The 14,131-nt window shown below is 58.6% G+C and carries 12 protein-coding genes; 3 read left to right on the top strand and 9 right to left on the bottom strand.

Annotated elements, in window-relative coordinates; translation table 11 throughout:
- Nucleotides 1–97 precede the first annotated feature (97 nt).
- Nucleotides 98–595, top strand: a complete 498-nt coding sequence (locus INHI_RS0113925; protein ID WP_051338969.1) for an Lrp/AsnC family transcriptional regulator — start codon at nucleotides 98–100, stop codon at nucleotides 593–595.
- A gap of 47 nt (nucleotides 596–642) precedes the next feature.
- Here the strand turns inward: INHI_RS0113925 and INHI_RS0113920 are convergent, their stop codons facing one another.
- Nucleotides 643–1,035 (bottom strand): DUF3307 domain-containing protein, encoded by a 393-nt coding sequence (locus INHI_RS0113920; protein ID WP_014873552.1) that lies wholly within the window; start codon nucleotides 1,033–1,035, stop codon nucleotides 643–645.
- Nucleotides 1,036–1,329: 294 nt separating this feature from the next.
- On the opposite strand from INHI_RS0113920, the gene INHI_RS0113915 reads away from it, so the two are divergent.
- Nucleotides 1,330–4,287, top strand: coding sequence for an ABC transporter transmembrane domain-containing protein (locus tag INHI_RS0113915; RefSeq protein ID WP_027248034.1), 2,958 nt, complete (start codon nucleotides 1,330–1,332; stop codon nucleotides 4,285–4,287).
- Between the two features lie 70 nt (nucleotides 4,288–4,357).
- A complete protein-coding gene (locus tag INHI_RS0113910; protein WP_027248033.1) occupies nucleotides 4,358–5,206 on the top strand; it encodes a fumarylacetoacetate hydrolase family protein in 849 nt (282 codons plus the stop codon).
- Between the two features lie 141 nt (nucleotides 5,207–5,347).
- Here INHI_RS0113910 and INHI_RS0113905 read toward each other — a convergent pair whose 3' ends face one another.
- The 8 genes from INHI_RS0113905 to INHI_RS0113870 form a co-directional block, all read right to left on the bottom strand.
- A complete protein-coding gene (locus INHI_RS0113905; protein WP_027248032.1) occupies nucleotides 5,348–6,580 on the bottom strand; it encodes a mandelate racemase/muconate lactonizing enzyme family protein in 1,233 nt (410 codons plus the stop codon).
- Nucleotides 6,581–6,609: 29 nt separating this feature from the next.
- A complete protein-coding gene (locus INHI_RS0113900; protein ID WP_027248031.1) occupies nucleotides 6,610–7,701 on the bottom strand; it encodes a Zn-dependent alcohol dehydrogenase in 1,092 nt (363 codons plus the stop codon).
- A gap of 146 nt (nucleotides 7,702–7,847) precedes the next feature.
- Nucleotides 7,848–9,197 carry a lyase family protein gene (locus INHI_RS0113895; protein ID WP_027248030.1) on the bottom strand — a complete coding sequence of 450 codons (1,350 nt, stop codon included), beginning with the start codon at nucleotides 9,195–9,197 and terminating at the stop codon, nucleotides 7,848–7,850.
- Between the two features lie 182 nt (nucleotides 9,198–9,379).
- A complete protein-coding gene (gene pcaD, locus INHI_RS0113890; RefSeq protein ID WP_027248029.1) occupies nucleotides 9,380–10,168 on the bottom strand; it encodes a 3-oxoadipate enol-lactonase in 789 nt (262 codons plus the stop codon).
- 95 nt (nucleotides 10,169–10,263) lie between these two features.
- On the bottom strand, nucleotides 10,264–11,466 hold the full coding sequence (locus INHI_RS0113885) for an endonuclease/exonuclease/phosphatase family protein (protein WP_027248028.1): 1,203 nt from the start codon (nucleotides 11,464–11,466) through the stop codon (nucleotides 10,264–10,266).
- A 37-nt stretch (nucleotides 11,467–11,503) separates the two neighbouring features.
- Nucleotides 11,504–12,478 carry a threonine ammonia-lyase gene (locus tag INHI_RS0113880; protein WP_027248027.1) on the bottom strand — a complete coding sequence of 325 codons (975 nt, stop codon included), beginning with the start codon at nucleotides 12,476–12,478 and terminating at the stop codon, nucleotides 11,504–11,506.
- Nucleotides 12,475–13,341 carry an alpha/beta fold hydrolase gene (locus tag INHI_RS0113875; RefSeq protein WP_027248026.1) on the bottom strand — a complete coding sequence of 289 codons (867 nt, stop codon included), beginning with the start codon at nucleotides 13,339–13,341 and terminating at the stop codon, nucleotides 12,475–12,477. The genes INHI_RS0113880 and INHI_RS0113875 overlap by 4 nt, the downstream gene beginning before the upstream one ends.
- A gap of 4 nt (nucleotides 13,342–13,345) precedes the next feature.
- Nucleotides 13,346–14,032 carry a haloacid dehalogenase type II gene (locus tag INHI_RS0113870; protein ID WP_027248025.1) on the bottom strand — a complete coding sequence of 229 codons (687 nt, stop codon included), beginning with the start codon at nucleotides 14,030–14,032 and terminating at the stop codon, nucleotides 13,346–13,348.
- Nucleotides 14,033–14,131 lie beyond the last annotated feature (99 nt).

Raw genomic sequence — 14,131 nt, 5'->3', positions numbered from 1 at the left:
ATCAATATGGATATTGGCTGAAAGGATAACCCGGTTATGCCGAAAATTTGTGCCAGATTATTTGCTATTGGGCGCAAAGGTGAATAGATGTTTCATCATGGCAGATAATTTGGAAAATATTTTCATGAACGATGGTTTGACGCTGGATGACCGCGACCGCCGCATCCTAACACTTCTTCAGCGGGATGCGCGGATGTCGAACGCGGATCTGGCTGATGCTGTCGGCATGTCTGCCTCAGCGCTGTGGCGGCGGGTGCGCACGCTTGAGGAGGCAGGCGTCATCGAGCGTTATGGTGCGGTAGTGAATGCAAAGGCGATGGGGCTCGGGTTTCATGCCATCGTACACGTCCAGCTGACACGTCATGACCGCGATAAGCTAGCGGACTTCATCAGGGCGGTGGAGACCAGCCGTTTGGTTCAGGAATGTTATGCGACCACCGGGCAGTCAGACTATCACCTGCGCGTGCTTGCGCCCGATCTGGACGCCTACAACCGATTTCTGGAGGAGTTTTTGTTCCGTTTGCCGGCAGTGGCCAGCGCGCAGACAAACGTGGTTCTGCGAACTATTAAACGCGATGAACCGGTGGCGCCTTAGAACGGTCTGAATTGGTGACCGGGATGTTCGCCGCTGCTCTTCGGGGGCTATCCGAAACTCACATGTGCCCAGGCGGCTGCCATCGCCAGATAGGTAAGCTGATGCAACGCCTGATCGGTCCCCATTGCACGCCAGTAGACAGCCATATCCGGGGCCAGCTCCTTGCGCTTGGAATAGCAGGCCTTGCAATAGTCGATATTGAAATGGGCGACCCATTCCAGTGCGCAGATAATCAGAACAAATCCGACAGGTGCCCCCATAATCACGAAGGCAATGATCGACCCTAATACATGAACCCCGGCATGCTGCGCGCGCCCTGCATGCAGATATTCCCCGCGACCTGACAGCATTTTGGGCGTCTGCAGATAAAAATCGGCAAACATGTGCTTGATCTGAAGCAGGCAGAGCAATCCCAACAGGGATGCAAGAGGATCTGACAAGGGAACGGCCTCATTTTGTGTCGCAAGCTCTGAAAGCTTACGTATTTTTTGGATGCTGGCAAATGGCCTGTAACAGTATTCGTCGCGACGCTCCGTCAACTGTGTCTTATCAGAGCGTTGTCATGTGGCTTGGGTCGGAACTTCGATTGCTGGATCGCCTTGTTGCCATTGCCTGCAACGGGCAATCCGGGCTAGGCATATCAGGATCCGTTTCCGCAACTGTCGCCATTTCGGAGCCGTCCCATAGAACGCACTCTCTTTCGGTTTATCTGGACTTACTCCAAGCGCGACCAGATGGTCTTGCTGGTGGTTACCGCCTGCCTGTTTCCACTATTGTACCTGACACTGGAGCTGCCAAAGCGCATCATCAATGATGCTATCGGTGCCCAAAGCTCCAGCATTGATCTGTTTGGTTATGAGCTGACCCAGCTGCACTACCTTTGGCTGCTGTGCGGCGGGTTCCTTATGGCCGTGCTGGCCCATGGCCTGCTGAAGATGCGCATCAACACGATGAAGGGCATTCTGGCTGAGCGGATGTTGCGGCGGTTTCGCTATCGCCTGATCTCGCGTGTGCTTAGGTTTCCGCAACCATATTTCGAGCGTGTCAGTCAGGGTGAATTGGTCTCGATGATCACATCCGAGAGCGAGCCTATGGGCGGGCTGATGGGGGATGCGGTCAGCCAGCCGGTTCTGCAGGCGGGTCAGATGCTGACTATCCTGTATTTCCTGTTTATGCAGAATGTCTGGTTCGGACTGGCGGCTGTTGCACTTATTCCGTTGCAGGGTTGGTTGATCCCAATGTTGCAGCGCCAGATTAACCTGTTGAACAAGAAACGCATTCGCCAGATTCGAGCTTTGGCCTCCGAAATAGGAGAGAGTGCGGCGGGGGCGTCGACCCTGCGTCTGAATGGCGGCTGGCGCTATCGGATGGCTGTGATCACTGACCGGCTTGGCTGGCTTTATGACATCCGGTTTGAGATCTATCAGAAGAAATTCTTCATGAAGTTTCTCAACAACTTCATCACGCAGTTAACGCCGTTCCTGTTCTACGCGGTGGGCGGCTACCTGGTGCTGGAGGGGAAGGTCTCGCTTGGCGCGTTGGTTGCAGCTCTCGCAGCCTACAAGGATCTGGCGTCTCCCTGGAAGGAGTTGCTGGCCTACTACAACCAGACGCAGGATATGGCGTTGCGTTGGGATGTCATTCTGGAGCGGTTCGATCCTCCGGGAATGGTGGACGAGGCCTTGATGACTGGCGCACCGGATGAATTGCAGCGCCTGAAGGGCGATATCGTCGTTGAGGGGGTCAATGTTCGTGATGCCAATGGCAATCTCGTTCTGGAAGATCTGAACGCGCGGTTCCCGGCAGGGAAGGTGATTGGCGTCGCCGCCCCATCGGAGGAAGACCGCCGCGCCTTGGCGGGGCTGCTCACCCGGGAATTGCTGCCCTCGGCCGGTGAGGTTTCGATTGATGGCCAGGATATGCGCGACATTCATCAGGCGGTGATCGCTGCACGTATCGGACATGCCACCTCCCGACCGGTGTTGTTTCAGGGATCGTTTGGCGACAATGTGATGATGCCGATCCGACAGCGGCCACTGGGAGCCGCACAGGATCTGCGGCGGTATGATGTGGCGCAGCGTGCAGGCAATAGTCCCGATCCGCTCGACGCGTCGTGGCTTGATCCGGCCCTCGCCGGGTTCTCCAGCGAGGCGGAGCTGCGCGACTGGTGGCTCAGGCTGGTTTCAGGCATTGGATCCGACACCGCGCTGTTTCGCCGTGGGGTCGAGCAACGCTTTGAGGCCTCAAGCCACCCGGAACTGGCGCAGCAACTCGTCGATCTGCGGGGCACCGTGCAGCAGGCCGTCATCGACGCGGGCCTAGATGACTATGTGCATTTCTTGGCACCTGATCGGTACAACCCGGCACTGCCAGTGGCTGAAAACCTGCTGTATGCAACCACACAGGGCCGCATGAGCGAAGACGTGCTGCGTCAGCAGGATGATTTTCTCGATCAGTTGCGGGAGCTCAATCTGGACGTGGATCTAGTGGCCCTAAGCCGCGATGTGGTGGAAATGCTACGGCAGATCTTTGGTATCGACGGCACCGATCATCCACTGTTCCGCAAGCTGGGTCTGGAGACCTCGGCCTATGAGGGGGCGCTTGCGCTGGTGGACAAGACCCGTAACGATGGTGTCTCCGCGCTGAGCCATGAGGAGCTGGCGCGATTGCTGATCGTCCCCTTCAGCATTTCTGCTGAGCAGATCGGTGCGGCGTTCAGCAGTGAGATAGAAGAGCGTATTCTGGCCTTTCGGCAGAGCCATTCCAGCCAGCTGATGGCCACGCTGGACGATATTTTCGAACCGCTTGATGACCGGACATTTGCACCCGGCTTGACAGTTCTGGAAAACGCCCTGTTTGGCAAAGTATCCGATAGCGCCGGGGGACGGGCCGAAGAGGTGCAGAAACTTGTCTCGGATGTGTTGGTGAAGAACGGTGTCCGCGACCATGTGGTTGAGCTGATCTTTGATCTGCCGATCGCGCTGGGCGGGCAGGGGCTTGCTGCCAGCTTTGCCGAGCCGCTTGCGTTTTCCCGGGCGTCTATCAAGCGCCCAGATATATTGATCCTGGACGCCGCCATGGCGAGTTATGATCTCGACACCCGGATCGCGATTCATAAGAACCTGCGCCAGCTGTTGCCGGATACCACGCTGATCTACCTTGGCAGCAGCTTCGAAAGTCCGGATGTTTTCGACGGCTACTACGAACTGCGTCAGGGGCGACTGGTCAGCGATAGCCCGGTCGCGGATGCGGTCAGCGATGGCGCCGGGAGTGCCGACCTCGCGCGCAAGCTCAGAGCGCTGGAGCAGACAGAGCTGTTCTCCGAGCTCAACCGCCGTCAGCTGCGTCTGCTGGCCTTTGGGGCGCGCTGGTACACGGCGAAAGCTGGCGACACAGTGTTTCTGAAAGATGATGAGGCGAGCGATGGCGCCTATATGGTGCTGGAAGGAGAGGCAGGCCTGTACTTGCCGCAGGACGGGGACACACACCGACTGGTTGCCAAGGTTGGCGCCGGTCGTCTGGTTGGCGAATTGGGTCTGATCCGGAAGGAACCCCGAGCCCTCAGCATGATTGCGGAAAGCGAATTGACCTGTTTGCGGATTGGTGAGGAGGAGTTCCTTGCGGTTGTGGAAAACGATGCGGCGACCGCCTTCAAACTGCTGCAAGTCGTGGCGGGTTATGTGTCGAGCTGACAATGTTTGGTGCAGTGTCTAAGCGTCCAAACGGGGCGCGGGTGTTCGGGATCAAGGGGAAGCAACCGTCGTGAAATTACTGAGATATCATAGCGCCTCTGGTATTCGTCCGGGCCTCAAAGCCGACGATGGCACTCTGCGAGATCTTGGCGATTATATCGCAGATCTCACGGGCGCAGAACTGGGGCGTGACACGCAAGCGAAGCTGGCATCGCTTCCACTGGCAGATTTGCCGATCATTCGGGGAGAGCCGAGGCTAGCCCCCTGCGTTGGCAACGTAGGCAAATTTCTCTGTATCGGTCTGAACTACCGGGATCACGCTGAGGAGGCGGGGCTGGCGATCCCGAAGCATCCCATCCTGTTTCTGAAGGCGAATTCGGCCATCAGCGGCCCCAACGATCCAGTGGTTTTACCGCGAGGCGCGGAGAAAGCCGACTGGGAGGTGGAATTGGGCGTGGTGATTGGGAAAACGGCCAAATATGTCGGGGCTGAGGACGCGTTGGACCATGTGGCGGGGTATTGCGTAGTCAATGACGTCTCGGAGCGATCCTTCCAGATGGATCTGTCCGGGCAATGGACCAAGGGTAAGAGCTGTGACAGTTTCGGCCCGATTGGCCCATGGTTGGTGACGCCCGACGAGGTTCCCGACCCACAGCAACTTGCGCTTTACTGTGATATGAACGGCAAGCGCATGCAGCGGGGTCACAGCAGTACGATGATCTTCTCCGTCGCCGAAATCATCTCGCATCTCAGCCAGTTGATGACACTGCATCCCGGTGACCTCATTGCAACCGGGACACCGCCGGGGGTGGGGATGGGGCAGAAACCCGACCCGATCTATTTGAGGGCAGGCGATACCCTGCGGCTAGGCATCGATGGGCTGGGTGAACAGCAGCAAAATATCGTCGAAGACAGCTGACTGTTTTTCTTCATTACATGCACTCCCGCCCGTCGCCGGATCTTGGTCAAGATCCGATCCCGTTGGGCCATGCCGGGCGCCTGTGGCACACGGCATGGCGGTTTCTCGCAGATGACACGGGCATCTACGGCGTGGCGTTTGCTAGTCCTCCATAGGAGGGGCTCCGCCCACAAAGCTGTTTCCCTCGGCATAGTTGCATGGGGCATCCTGCATGTTGAGGTGCAGATCATCCCCGATGAAGGGATTGGCGCGAGCAAGGTCTTCGTCGACCTCAATGCCAAGACCTGGCGTGTCTGACGGGGTCACAAAACCGTCCTCAACGGTGATACCCTGCTTAATCAGCGCCGCATGAAACGGTGTCTCGATTGTTTCGATCATCAAGAGGTTGGGGATCGCGGTCGCAAGCTGGATGTTGGCGGCCCATTCGACGGGGCCGGCGTAGAGGTGTGGTGCCATCTGTGCGCCAAAAACTTCGGCGATGGCCGCAATTTTCTTGGTCTCCCAGATGCCGCCTGATCGTCCCAAGGCCGGTTGCAGTATTTCTGCCGCACCTGCCCGCAAGATGGCGGCGAACTCCGCTTTTGTCGTCAGCCGTTCCCCTGTCGCGACCGGGATGCGCACCCGATCTGCAACCCGAGCCATATCTGCGACCAGATCGGGAGGCGTGGGCTCTTCGAACCACAGCGGCTCATAAGGTTCCAATGCCTGGCCGAGCCGAATTGCCCCTGCCGGCGTAAACTGACCATGGGTGCCAAACAACAAATCTGCCCTATCGCCGACGGCCTCACGGATCGCACGGCAAAAGGCGACGGATTGGGTGATGTCAGATTGGGCCGGCATATGCCCTCCCCGCGTCGTATAAGGACCGGCCGGGTCGAATTTGACCGCAGTGTAACCTTTTTCTACTGCTGCGATTGCAGATTCGGCCGCCAGTTCGGGGGTGTTCCAGAACGCATCAATGTCGTGATGGGGCAGCGGGTAAAGATAGGTATAGGCGCGCAACCGGTCGTTCATCCGCCCGCCAATGAGAGCATGAACCGGCCGGTCGCGATCCTTGCCGAGGATATCCCAACAGGCGATCTCAAGGCCGGAAAATGCGCCCATGACGCTGAGGTCGGGGCGCTGTGTGAATCCCGAAGAATAGGCCCGCCGAAACATCAATTCGATATTTTCGGGATTCATGCCCTGCATATGCCGCTCGAAGACATCGCGGATCACATGCGACATTGCGTCTGGACCAACGGAGGCGGCGTAGCATTCGCCCCAGCCGGTGATACCGGTGTCGGTGGTCACCTTGAGCAGGATCCAGTAGCGCCCCCCCCAACCAGGTGCTGGTGGAGCGGTGACAATGATGTCGAGGTCTTGCAGTTTCATGTCAGGTTCTTCCGTGTGTGCTCAGAGGTCTATCGATCAAAAAGGATGACGTTGCGACGCGCCGATCCTGTTTTTGTATCGGCAATCGCTGCATTGATGTCTTCAAGGCTCCAGCGCCCGGAAATCAACTCGTCCAACTTCAGGCGCCCCTGCTGATAAAGGTCCACCATCCAAGGGATATCGCGCTGGATTACCACGTCACCCATTTTGGAGCCGATCATGCCTTGTCCGATGGCAGCCATGATGACCGGCTCATAGCTGGCTTTCGCGCCCGAGTGCGGCATGCCGATCATTGCCATGCGCCCACCGATACCCAGATATCGCGTGGCCTGCTCATAGGCCGGGATGGCGCCAACGGTGACCAGCACGACATCAGCCCCTCTGCCGCCAAGAGCCTTGTATGAGGCCTTCCATGGCGCATCGAGGCGGCCGAGGACTGTGTGGGTCGCGCCAAACTCCTTGGCAATCTCCAGCTTTTCCTCGCTCAGATCGACGGCAACGATCCGGCGAGCACCCGCAATGCGAGCGCCCTGGATCGCATTGAGGCCAACGCCACCTGCGCCGATCACCACAACATCCTCGCCCGCGCGCAATTTTGCGGCATTCACTGCCGCACCAACGCCTGTGATGACGCCGCAGGAGATAAGCGCGGCGACATCTTTGGCTATTTCGTTTGGGATTTTTACGATCTGGCGTTGGTCCACGACGACCCGCTCAGCAAAGGCACCGCAGGCCATTGCCTGCATCAACGGCGCTCCGTCGGTGGTTTTGAGCGGACCGTTGATGGCATCATAGGGGGTTTCGCACAAGGTTGGTACACCACCTGCGCAGCTGGGACAGCTGCCACAGGATCGGATCAGAGTGACGACGACGCTGTCGCCCTCAGCGAAGTTCTGCACATTGTCGCCGACTGCGCTGATTACCCCAGCGGCTTCGTGGCCATAGACGGCGGGCAGAAATCCACCCCAGGCGCCCTCCGCATAGGAGATGTCGCTATGGCAGATCGCAACGGCGTCCAGCGTCACCTCAACTTCTCCGTCGCGAGGTGCGGCGAGCTGGACATCCTCAATCACGAGAGGGCTGCCGAACTCATGGCAGACGGCGGCTTTGATGATTGGCATGCGATCTCTCTCCCTGTTTGCAGGCCACGGTGGACCGCGGGGAGGAGGGCTGCAAGTCTGAAACCGTCAATGAAGCGTCGTATCCCGGGGGACATAGGCGCAAGGATGCCAGGATGCGCCCGCCTAGATCGCTGATGAGCAGTTTATCACGTTGATTCTTTGCGGCCTTTCAGAGCGGCTACAGTTCTTACAAATCGTTGTGCTTCTTCTGGGGCTGATCCAAGTTGCCGTGTTGCGTCAAAGATGGTGGCTTGATCCAGCTCTGGAAATTGCGCGGTAGCAACCTCTTGCAGAGGTACGCCCTCCTGTGCTGCCTTTGCACAGAGATCCTTGACCGCAGTCTGCGCGTCACCTCGCCGCATCTGCTCCGCCAAGGCAAAGCTCAGCGCTTCTGCATAGATTGTCCCATTGGCAGCCTGGAGGTTGCGCAACATCTGCTTTGCGTCTGGCGCCAGCCCCTTGGTCATGGAGACAGCCGTTCGGGCTGCACTTGCGGCGCAGAAAACGATCTGCGGAAGGCTCAACCATTCGCCAAACCAACTGGCGCCGTCACGTTGGTGTTGATGTGCGGCGGCGTGATGCAGAGCCGAAAGCTGAGCGGTCGCCTGCGATGCCAGCGCGATCAGAGCTGAGGCGGTAACGGGGTTCTGTTTCTGCGGCATGGTTGAGGATGCACCCGCTGTAATGGTTGTCAGCTCGTCGATGCCGCTTTGGCGCAGGGCAAGGCAATCGGTCCCCAATTTGCTCAATGAAGTGCAGGCCCGGGTGAGCCAGTCTGCGATCCGCAAAACCGGACTGCGATCCGTGTGCCAGCTACGCTGCGGATCCACCAGAGACAGTCCCGCAGCCAGCTCTGCGCGAAGCTCGCTGGCCTTGGGGCCCAGTGCGCTGGACGTCCCGGCAGCACCGGAAAGTGAGACCAGCAGACAGGTTTGACGGAGCGTTGGCAACTCTTCGAGCAGCGCAGCCAGAGGCTGTCCCCACGCGGCCACAACGGCCCCGAAGCTAGTCGGGGTGGCCAACTGGCCATAGGTGCGTGCAGCCATCGGAAGGTTGGCATGGGTGTCGGCCATATCGGAGAGTTGTGTAAGCAGGGTGAGCAGATCGGTCTCAACAGCTGCAAGTGCTTGCCGCAACCGGAGCATCAGGGCGCTGTCCATAATATCCTGCGAGGTCGCCCCCCAATGCACATATTGTGCGTGCTCCGGTGCGTTCATTTCATCCCTTAATGCGTTCACCAGACCGGGAACCGGGACGCCATTCTGCCCGGCCGCTTGCGTCAATGCGCCGGGATCAAGAGCGACCTCCATTACCGCCCGCCCTATCGCTGCAGCGCTGTCTTCCGGGATGAGGCCGAGCTTGCCCTGCGCCTTGGCCAGTGCCCCTTCGACCAGCAGCATGGCGCGGATTTCGGCACTGTCTGAGAACAGCCGGGAAATATCTCCGGCGGAAAACAATGAGGCATAGAGCTGGCTGTCGAAGAGAGAAGCGGCCATCAGAGATCTTTCACTAGGGGTGCGATAGCCGCTGTTATCCGATTGGGGCAGTAGTGGGCGGCAATTGGGATATGTTCAGGTCTGTCATCTTATCATGGGATAAATCGGCTACCGTGTGTGCCACATATTGGGGCGAGTTCGCACGCTTCCGAGCAAGCACCGGCCTGCGGTTTATTAGCTCATCAAATATGGCCTTGCTCCGTCAGGAAGGTGATCAGACGATCCGCAAAAACCTCGGGCTGTTCGACACAAGGTATATGACCGGCGCGGCGGATCAACTCAAACTTGGAACCGGGGATGAGATCGACCGTTTCGCGCACCAGATCCGCCGGTGTCGCGCCGTCGTCTGAGCCCGCAATGCCTAAGGTCGGCAATCGTAAGCCGCTGGTAGGGGTGTAAAAATCCGTCCCGGAGATCGCCGCGCAGCATCCGATGTAGCCCTCGACCGATTGCTGGAGCAGATGGGCGCGCCAATGAGACAGCTCGGGTGACTTGCGAAATGCGGGGGCAAACCATCTCTCCATGATGGTGTCTGCCACGGCGTCAATCCCATCACGTTTGATCGCCTCGATGCGCTGCTGCCAGGCGGCGGCGGTCCCGATCTTGGCGGCGGTGTTGGACAGCACCAGCCCACGCATCAGATCCAGCCGCTTGATTGCCAGCCCTTGCGCAATCATGCCGCCGATAGATAGCCCGACGAAGATGCAGCCCTTCACTTGCAACTGGTCCAGTAAGCGCTCGGCGTCGCGGACCAACGTGCCCATGGAGTAGGGGGCGGGGGTTGCGGGTGTGCCGCCATGGCCACGTAGATCGTAGCGGATAATGCGCAGTTCTTTTGGCAGTCGTTCCACCACCAGATCCCAAACATGCAGGTCAGTGCCAAGAGAATTGGCAAAGATCAACGGAGGTCCATCGGCAGTTCCATCCAGTTGGTAGTGTAGCTGGACATCGCCCAGATCAACAAATGGCATAGGGGGCTCCGGGGGTGTTTTCAGTCGCGCTTATTAACGCGGGCTATCCGTCAGGTAAAGTCAGCCAGATCGTGAAGAGATAAGCATATGCGACCCTAATCTTCATATTTGAGCCGCATATGAGCCATGATCTGCCCGTGATCAGAGGCGAGTTTGTTGTAGGGAGCTTCGGGGTGGCTGCCATCGGTCAGATGGTCATTGAAGACGCTAAAATATTGCATCTCTCCGATGCAGCCCGCCCAGTCCGGATCAAAATGACGGGACATGTAGATCTGATCGATGCTTTCATGCACGCCACCAAATGCGGTGGTGTAGACCACATCGCGGAGCGATTTTTTGAGGAATTGCTTTTCTGCCGACCGCAATTGAAACTTGTCGATTGTCTCGCGGATTTGCTGGTCCTCCTCTGCACTGTAACGGTCTCCAGAATGCCGGGCGTCGTGGCGCAGCATCCAGGAATAATTCCGAAATGGTGTCTCGCCGCTGATAATTTCGGAGCTGACGGCGTTTTCCCCGTCGTTGAAATCTCCCAATACCATGACCGGTCGGTTCTGTTCCAATTCGTCCAATATCATCCGCCGCAGCACCCAGGCTTCAGCCATACGTCGCAGAGCTGCGCGCAGCGCGCCCAAGGCGCGACCACCCGCATCATAGGCCGTGAGCACGATTTCTGGCGGATAGGGTGCACCTTGCGGGGTGATGAACTCGCCCAGCTTGGATTTCAGGTGACAGTTGAAGACGCTGACAATCTGACCGGCAACGGGGATCCGGGCCTTCATGATCGGACGCGACAACCTTCTCAGCGTGTAGTAGCCCGCATCGTCTTCACCACCAAGGCAGGCCATCGGAATATCCAGAGGTTGCGGCAGGTCCTGAATAATCTCGACCGGTTCAGCGAAGCCATATCGTGAAAGGATCGCGAGGCCAGGGCGCCGTTTCCCTGGTGTTTTGCTATCGTTGATGTTGGGCGCAAAAGCCAGCTCAGCCTCAGTGTAGGGGGTATAGGCGAGCTTGCGGAAAATCGCCTTTCGATGATAGCGTTTGGAACGATCAGGCAGGCTGGCGGCATTTGCCTCATGCCCGCGCCGGTCGGTCTCAGCGATAATCTCACGCAGCGGCGCTTCCTCGAAAATCTCCTGGAAACCAACGATATCGGCATCCAGCGTCAACAACTGATCGGCCATCCAATCGGCCTTCCACGCGTATTCTTCAGGCGTGTAACTTTGAAACTTATAATATTCCTGATCCGGACCTATCAGGTTTTTCACATTGAAGGATGCAATGGTGAATTCGGTCATGTTGTGCTCCAAACTCGATAAGGGCGGTCATTCGGAGTCAGCCGAACCGATGCAACGCCTCAGTAAAAAGGGCTGCGTCGACGTTGCCGCCTGTTGCTATAGCGATTGCGGCAGGGCCGCTCAATTGATCGCCATGAAACAGTGCTGCTGCGAGAGACACCGCGCCGCCGGGTTCCAGGACGATCTTCAGCCGTAAGAAGGCCAGCACCATAGCGCGCATTGCGTCCTCTTCGCTGACCACGATGCCTGAGCCGCAGAGCCGTGCCAGGATGGGAAAGGTGATTTCGCCCGGTGCGGGCGTCAGTATTGCATCACAGAGTGAGCCCGCAGAGGCCTCGTTTCGGCAGATTTTGCCCGCAACCAGTGATCGGGTGACATCGTCAAAACGCTCAGGCTCACAAGGGCTTACTTTCATTTTTGTTGCAGTCTGTTCCAGGGCAAGGGCAACGCCGGCGGTCAAACCGCCACCGCCGCAGCAGACCAAAACATCCGCTTCAGTCACGTCAAGGTCCGCAGCTTGCCGGGCAATCTCCAGGCCAACAGTGCCTTGTCCGGCGACGACCTCTACGTCGTCGTAGGGTTTGATCAGGGTAAGGCCGCGGGCCTCTGCTAGTTCTGCTCCGATGGCATCACGGTTGTCTTTGGCACGGTCGAACAAAACCACCTCAGCGCCGAGCGCGCGTGTATTGGCAATTTTGATGGCTGGCGCGTCCTGCGGCATCAGGATGACGGCGGGAGTGGTATGTGCGGCAGCTGCAGCGGCCACACCCTGTGCGTGGTTGCCGCTGGAATACGCGAGTACGCCGCGGTGCCGTTGCTCATCGGTCAGCGCCGAGAGGGCGGCCCAGCCGCCGCGAAACTTGAACGAACCAGTGTGTTGCAGGCACTCGGCCTTGATCAGCACGCGACGTCCAGCGATTTCGTCCAGAAACGGCGAAGATAACAGCGGCGTCTCGCGCGCGTGGCCACTCAGACGGTCGGCAGCAGCGGCAATCGCGGCGAAAGATGTCATTGGGCTATCTCCAGAATACGATGGATAAGCGCCAGCGAGCTGGGCTCATCGAGAAAAGGGACATGACCGCGGTCCGGCACCTCCACGGCAAGCAGCTCCGGCAGGTGGAGCTGCATTTTCTGGTAGGTGTCGGGGCTGAGTATATCCGAGTTGCTCCCACGGATGACCCCCGATGGCACCCCGCTGAGAGATTGGAACAGCGGCCACAGATCTGGCGTCGGCCCGGCGGCAGCTTGCGCCAGTAGGGCGTCGCGCAACCGTGCGTCGTAGCGCAGGGCCAAACCTTCCGGGGTCTGGGTGTAGAAAACCTCAACCTCCTCGCGCCAGCGCGCCATTGGTATACCGGGAAATGCTGGGGCCATGTATGCAGCCAGCGCCGAGGCGGCCTGTTCGTAGGTTTTTGCCGCAGGACGATGCCCGACATAGGCCATGATCCGCGCGATCCCATCGGCCGGAATTTCTGGCCCGACGTCGTTCAGGATCACGCCAGCTAACCTGTGTTTGTGCAAGGCGGCCAGCGCCATAGCGACCAGTCCACCGCGCGATGTGCCAAGAATCGTGACGCGATCAATATTAAGGTGATCCAGCAGCTCGATCACATCCTGCGCCTCACGCGGGACCGAATAGCTGTGAATGTCTTCGGCGTATTGCGACCTGCCTCGACCGCGTGCATCCAGCGTAATCATCCGATGACCATGGATATGCGGCCGAAGGTATCGAAAATCCTGCCCGTCGCGAGTTAGACCCGCCAAGCATAACAATGGCGGGCGCGCTCCGTTGCCTGAATGGTCGGAGTCGTCATAGGCGAGTTGCAACCCGTCCGAGCTGGTGAAGACTGAAAGCGGTTCTGATACATGCGACATAGGACTATGTATCAAGCAATTTCGGGATACTGCTCAGATCGCTCAACACATGATTTGGCGTCCAGGGCAGACGATCCATTGGTTCGCCGCTCCGATTGACCCAGGCTGTGGTGAATCCATACCCCGCCGCGCCGGCGGCGTCCCAGCCGTTGGAGGAGACAAACAATACCTCGTCGCGCTGACAGTTGAACCGTGCCTCGACGAGGTCGTAGACCTGTGCATCGGGTTTGAAGACCCCGACGGCCTCGACAGACAAGACATCGTCCAGCAGCCCGCTCACCCCGGCCGAGTTGACTGCACCTTCCAGCATCTTGGGTGATCCATTGGACAGGATCGCTGTCTGCAGCCCAGCCGTCTTGAGCGCGCGCAGCATCTGCGGCACCTCCTCATAGGCCTGAAGCTGCCAATAGAGATCGAGCAATCGTTTGCGGAGTTGCGGATCCCCACTGAGGCCGGTGGCGTCCATCGCCCAGTCCAATCCATCTTGGGTGACCTGCCAGAAATCGGTGTGGGCGTCGGTGATGGCGCGCAGCCAGGTGTATTGCAGCTGCTTCAGTCGCCAATGGTTGGCCAGCTCGGCCCAATGGTCGATCAGATGCGGGAACTCCGGCTCCTGAGCAGCCTGTCGTGCGGCCGCTGTCACGTCGAACAATGTGCCATAGGCATCGAAGATACAGGTTGTGATCGCCATGGGGCCTCCCGTCCGGTGTCCTGTGGTTGTGCCAGCCTAGGCGCAAAACGGGCGTCAACTCCAGCCACAATGCGGTGCATTCTCCGACAAACAGCGACC

It is taken from the genome of Phaeobacter inhibens DSM 16374 (genome assembly GCF_000473105.1).
Taxonomy (GTDB): Bacteria; Pseudomonadota; Alphaproteobacteria; order Rhodobacterales; family Rhodobacteraceae; genus Phaeobacter; species Phaeobacter inhibens.
The sequence above is the reverse complement of the archived record's forward strand: the minus strand, read 5'-3'. Positions and strand labels throughout refer to the sequence as shown.

Excerpts from the sequence above, each read along its gene's own strand:
- INHI_RS0113925 (WP_051338969.1), top strand. The coding sequence starts at position 98 with ATGGCAGATAATTTGGAAAATATTTTCATGAACGATGGTTTGACGCTG.
- INHI_RS0113915 (WP_027248034.1), top strand. The coding sequence starts at position 1,330 with ATGGTCTTGCTGGTGGTTACCGCCTGCCTGTTTCCACTATTGTACCTG.
- INHI_RS0113905 (WP_027248032.1), bottom strand. The coding sequence starts at position 6,580 with ATGAAACTGCAAGACCTCGACATCATTGTCACCGCTCCACCAGCACCT.
- INHI_RS0113900 (WP_027248031.1), bottom strand. The coding sequence starts at position 7,701 with ATGCCAATCATCAAAGCCGCCGTCTGCCATGAGTTCGGCAGCCCTCTC.
- INHI_RS0113895 (WP_027248030.1), bottom strand. The coding sequence starts at position 9,197 with ATGGCCGCTTCTCTCTTCGACAGCCAGCTCTATGCCTCATTGTTTTCC.
- pcaD (WP_027248029.1), bottom strand. The coding sequence starts at position 10,168 with ATGCCATTTGTTGATCTGGGCGATGTCCAGCTACACTACCAACTGGAT.
- INHI_RS0113885 (WP_027248028.1), bottom strand. The coding sequence starts at position 11,466 with ATGACCGAATTCACCATTGCATCCTTCAATGTGAAAAACCTGATAGGT.
- INHI_RS0113880 (WP_027248027.1), bottom strand. The coding sequence starts at position 12,478 with ATGACATCTTTCGCCGCGATTGCCGCTGCTGCCGACCGTCTGAGTGGC.
- INHI_RS0113875 (WP_027248026.1), bottom strand. The coding sequence starts at position 13,341 with ATGTCGCATGTATCAGAACCGCTTTCAGTCTTCACCAGCTCGGACGGG.
- INHI_RS0113870 (WP_027248025.1), bottom strand. The coding sequence starts at position 14,032 with ATGGCGATCACAACCTGTATCTTCGATGCCTATGGCACATTGTTCGAC.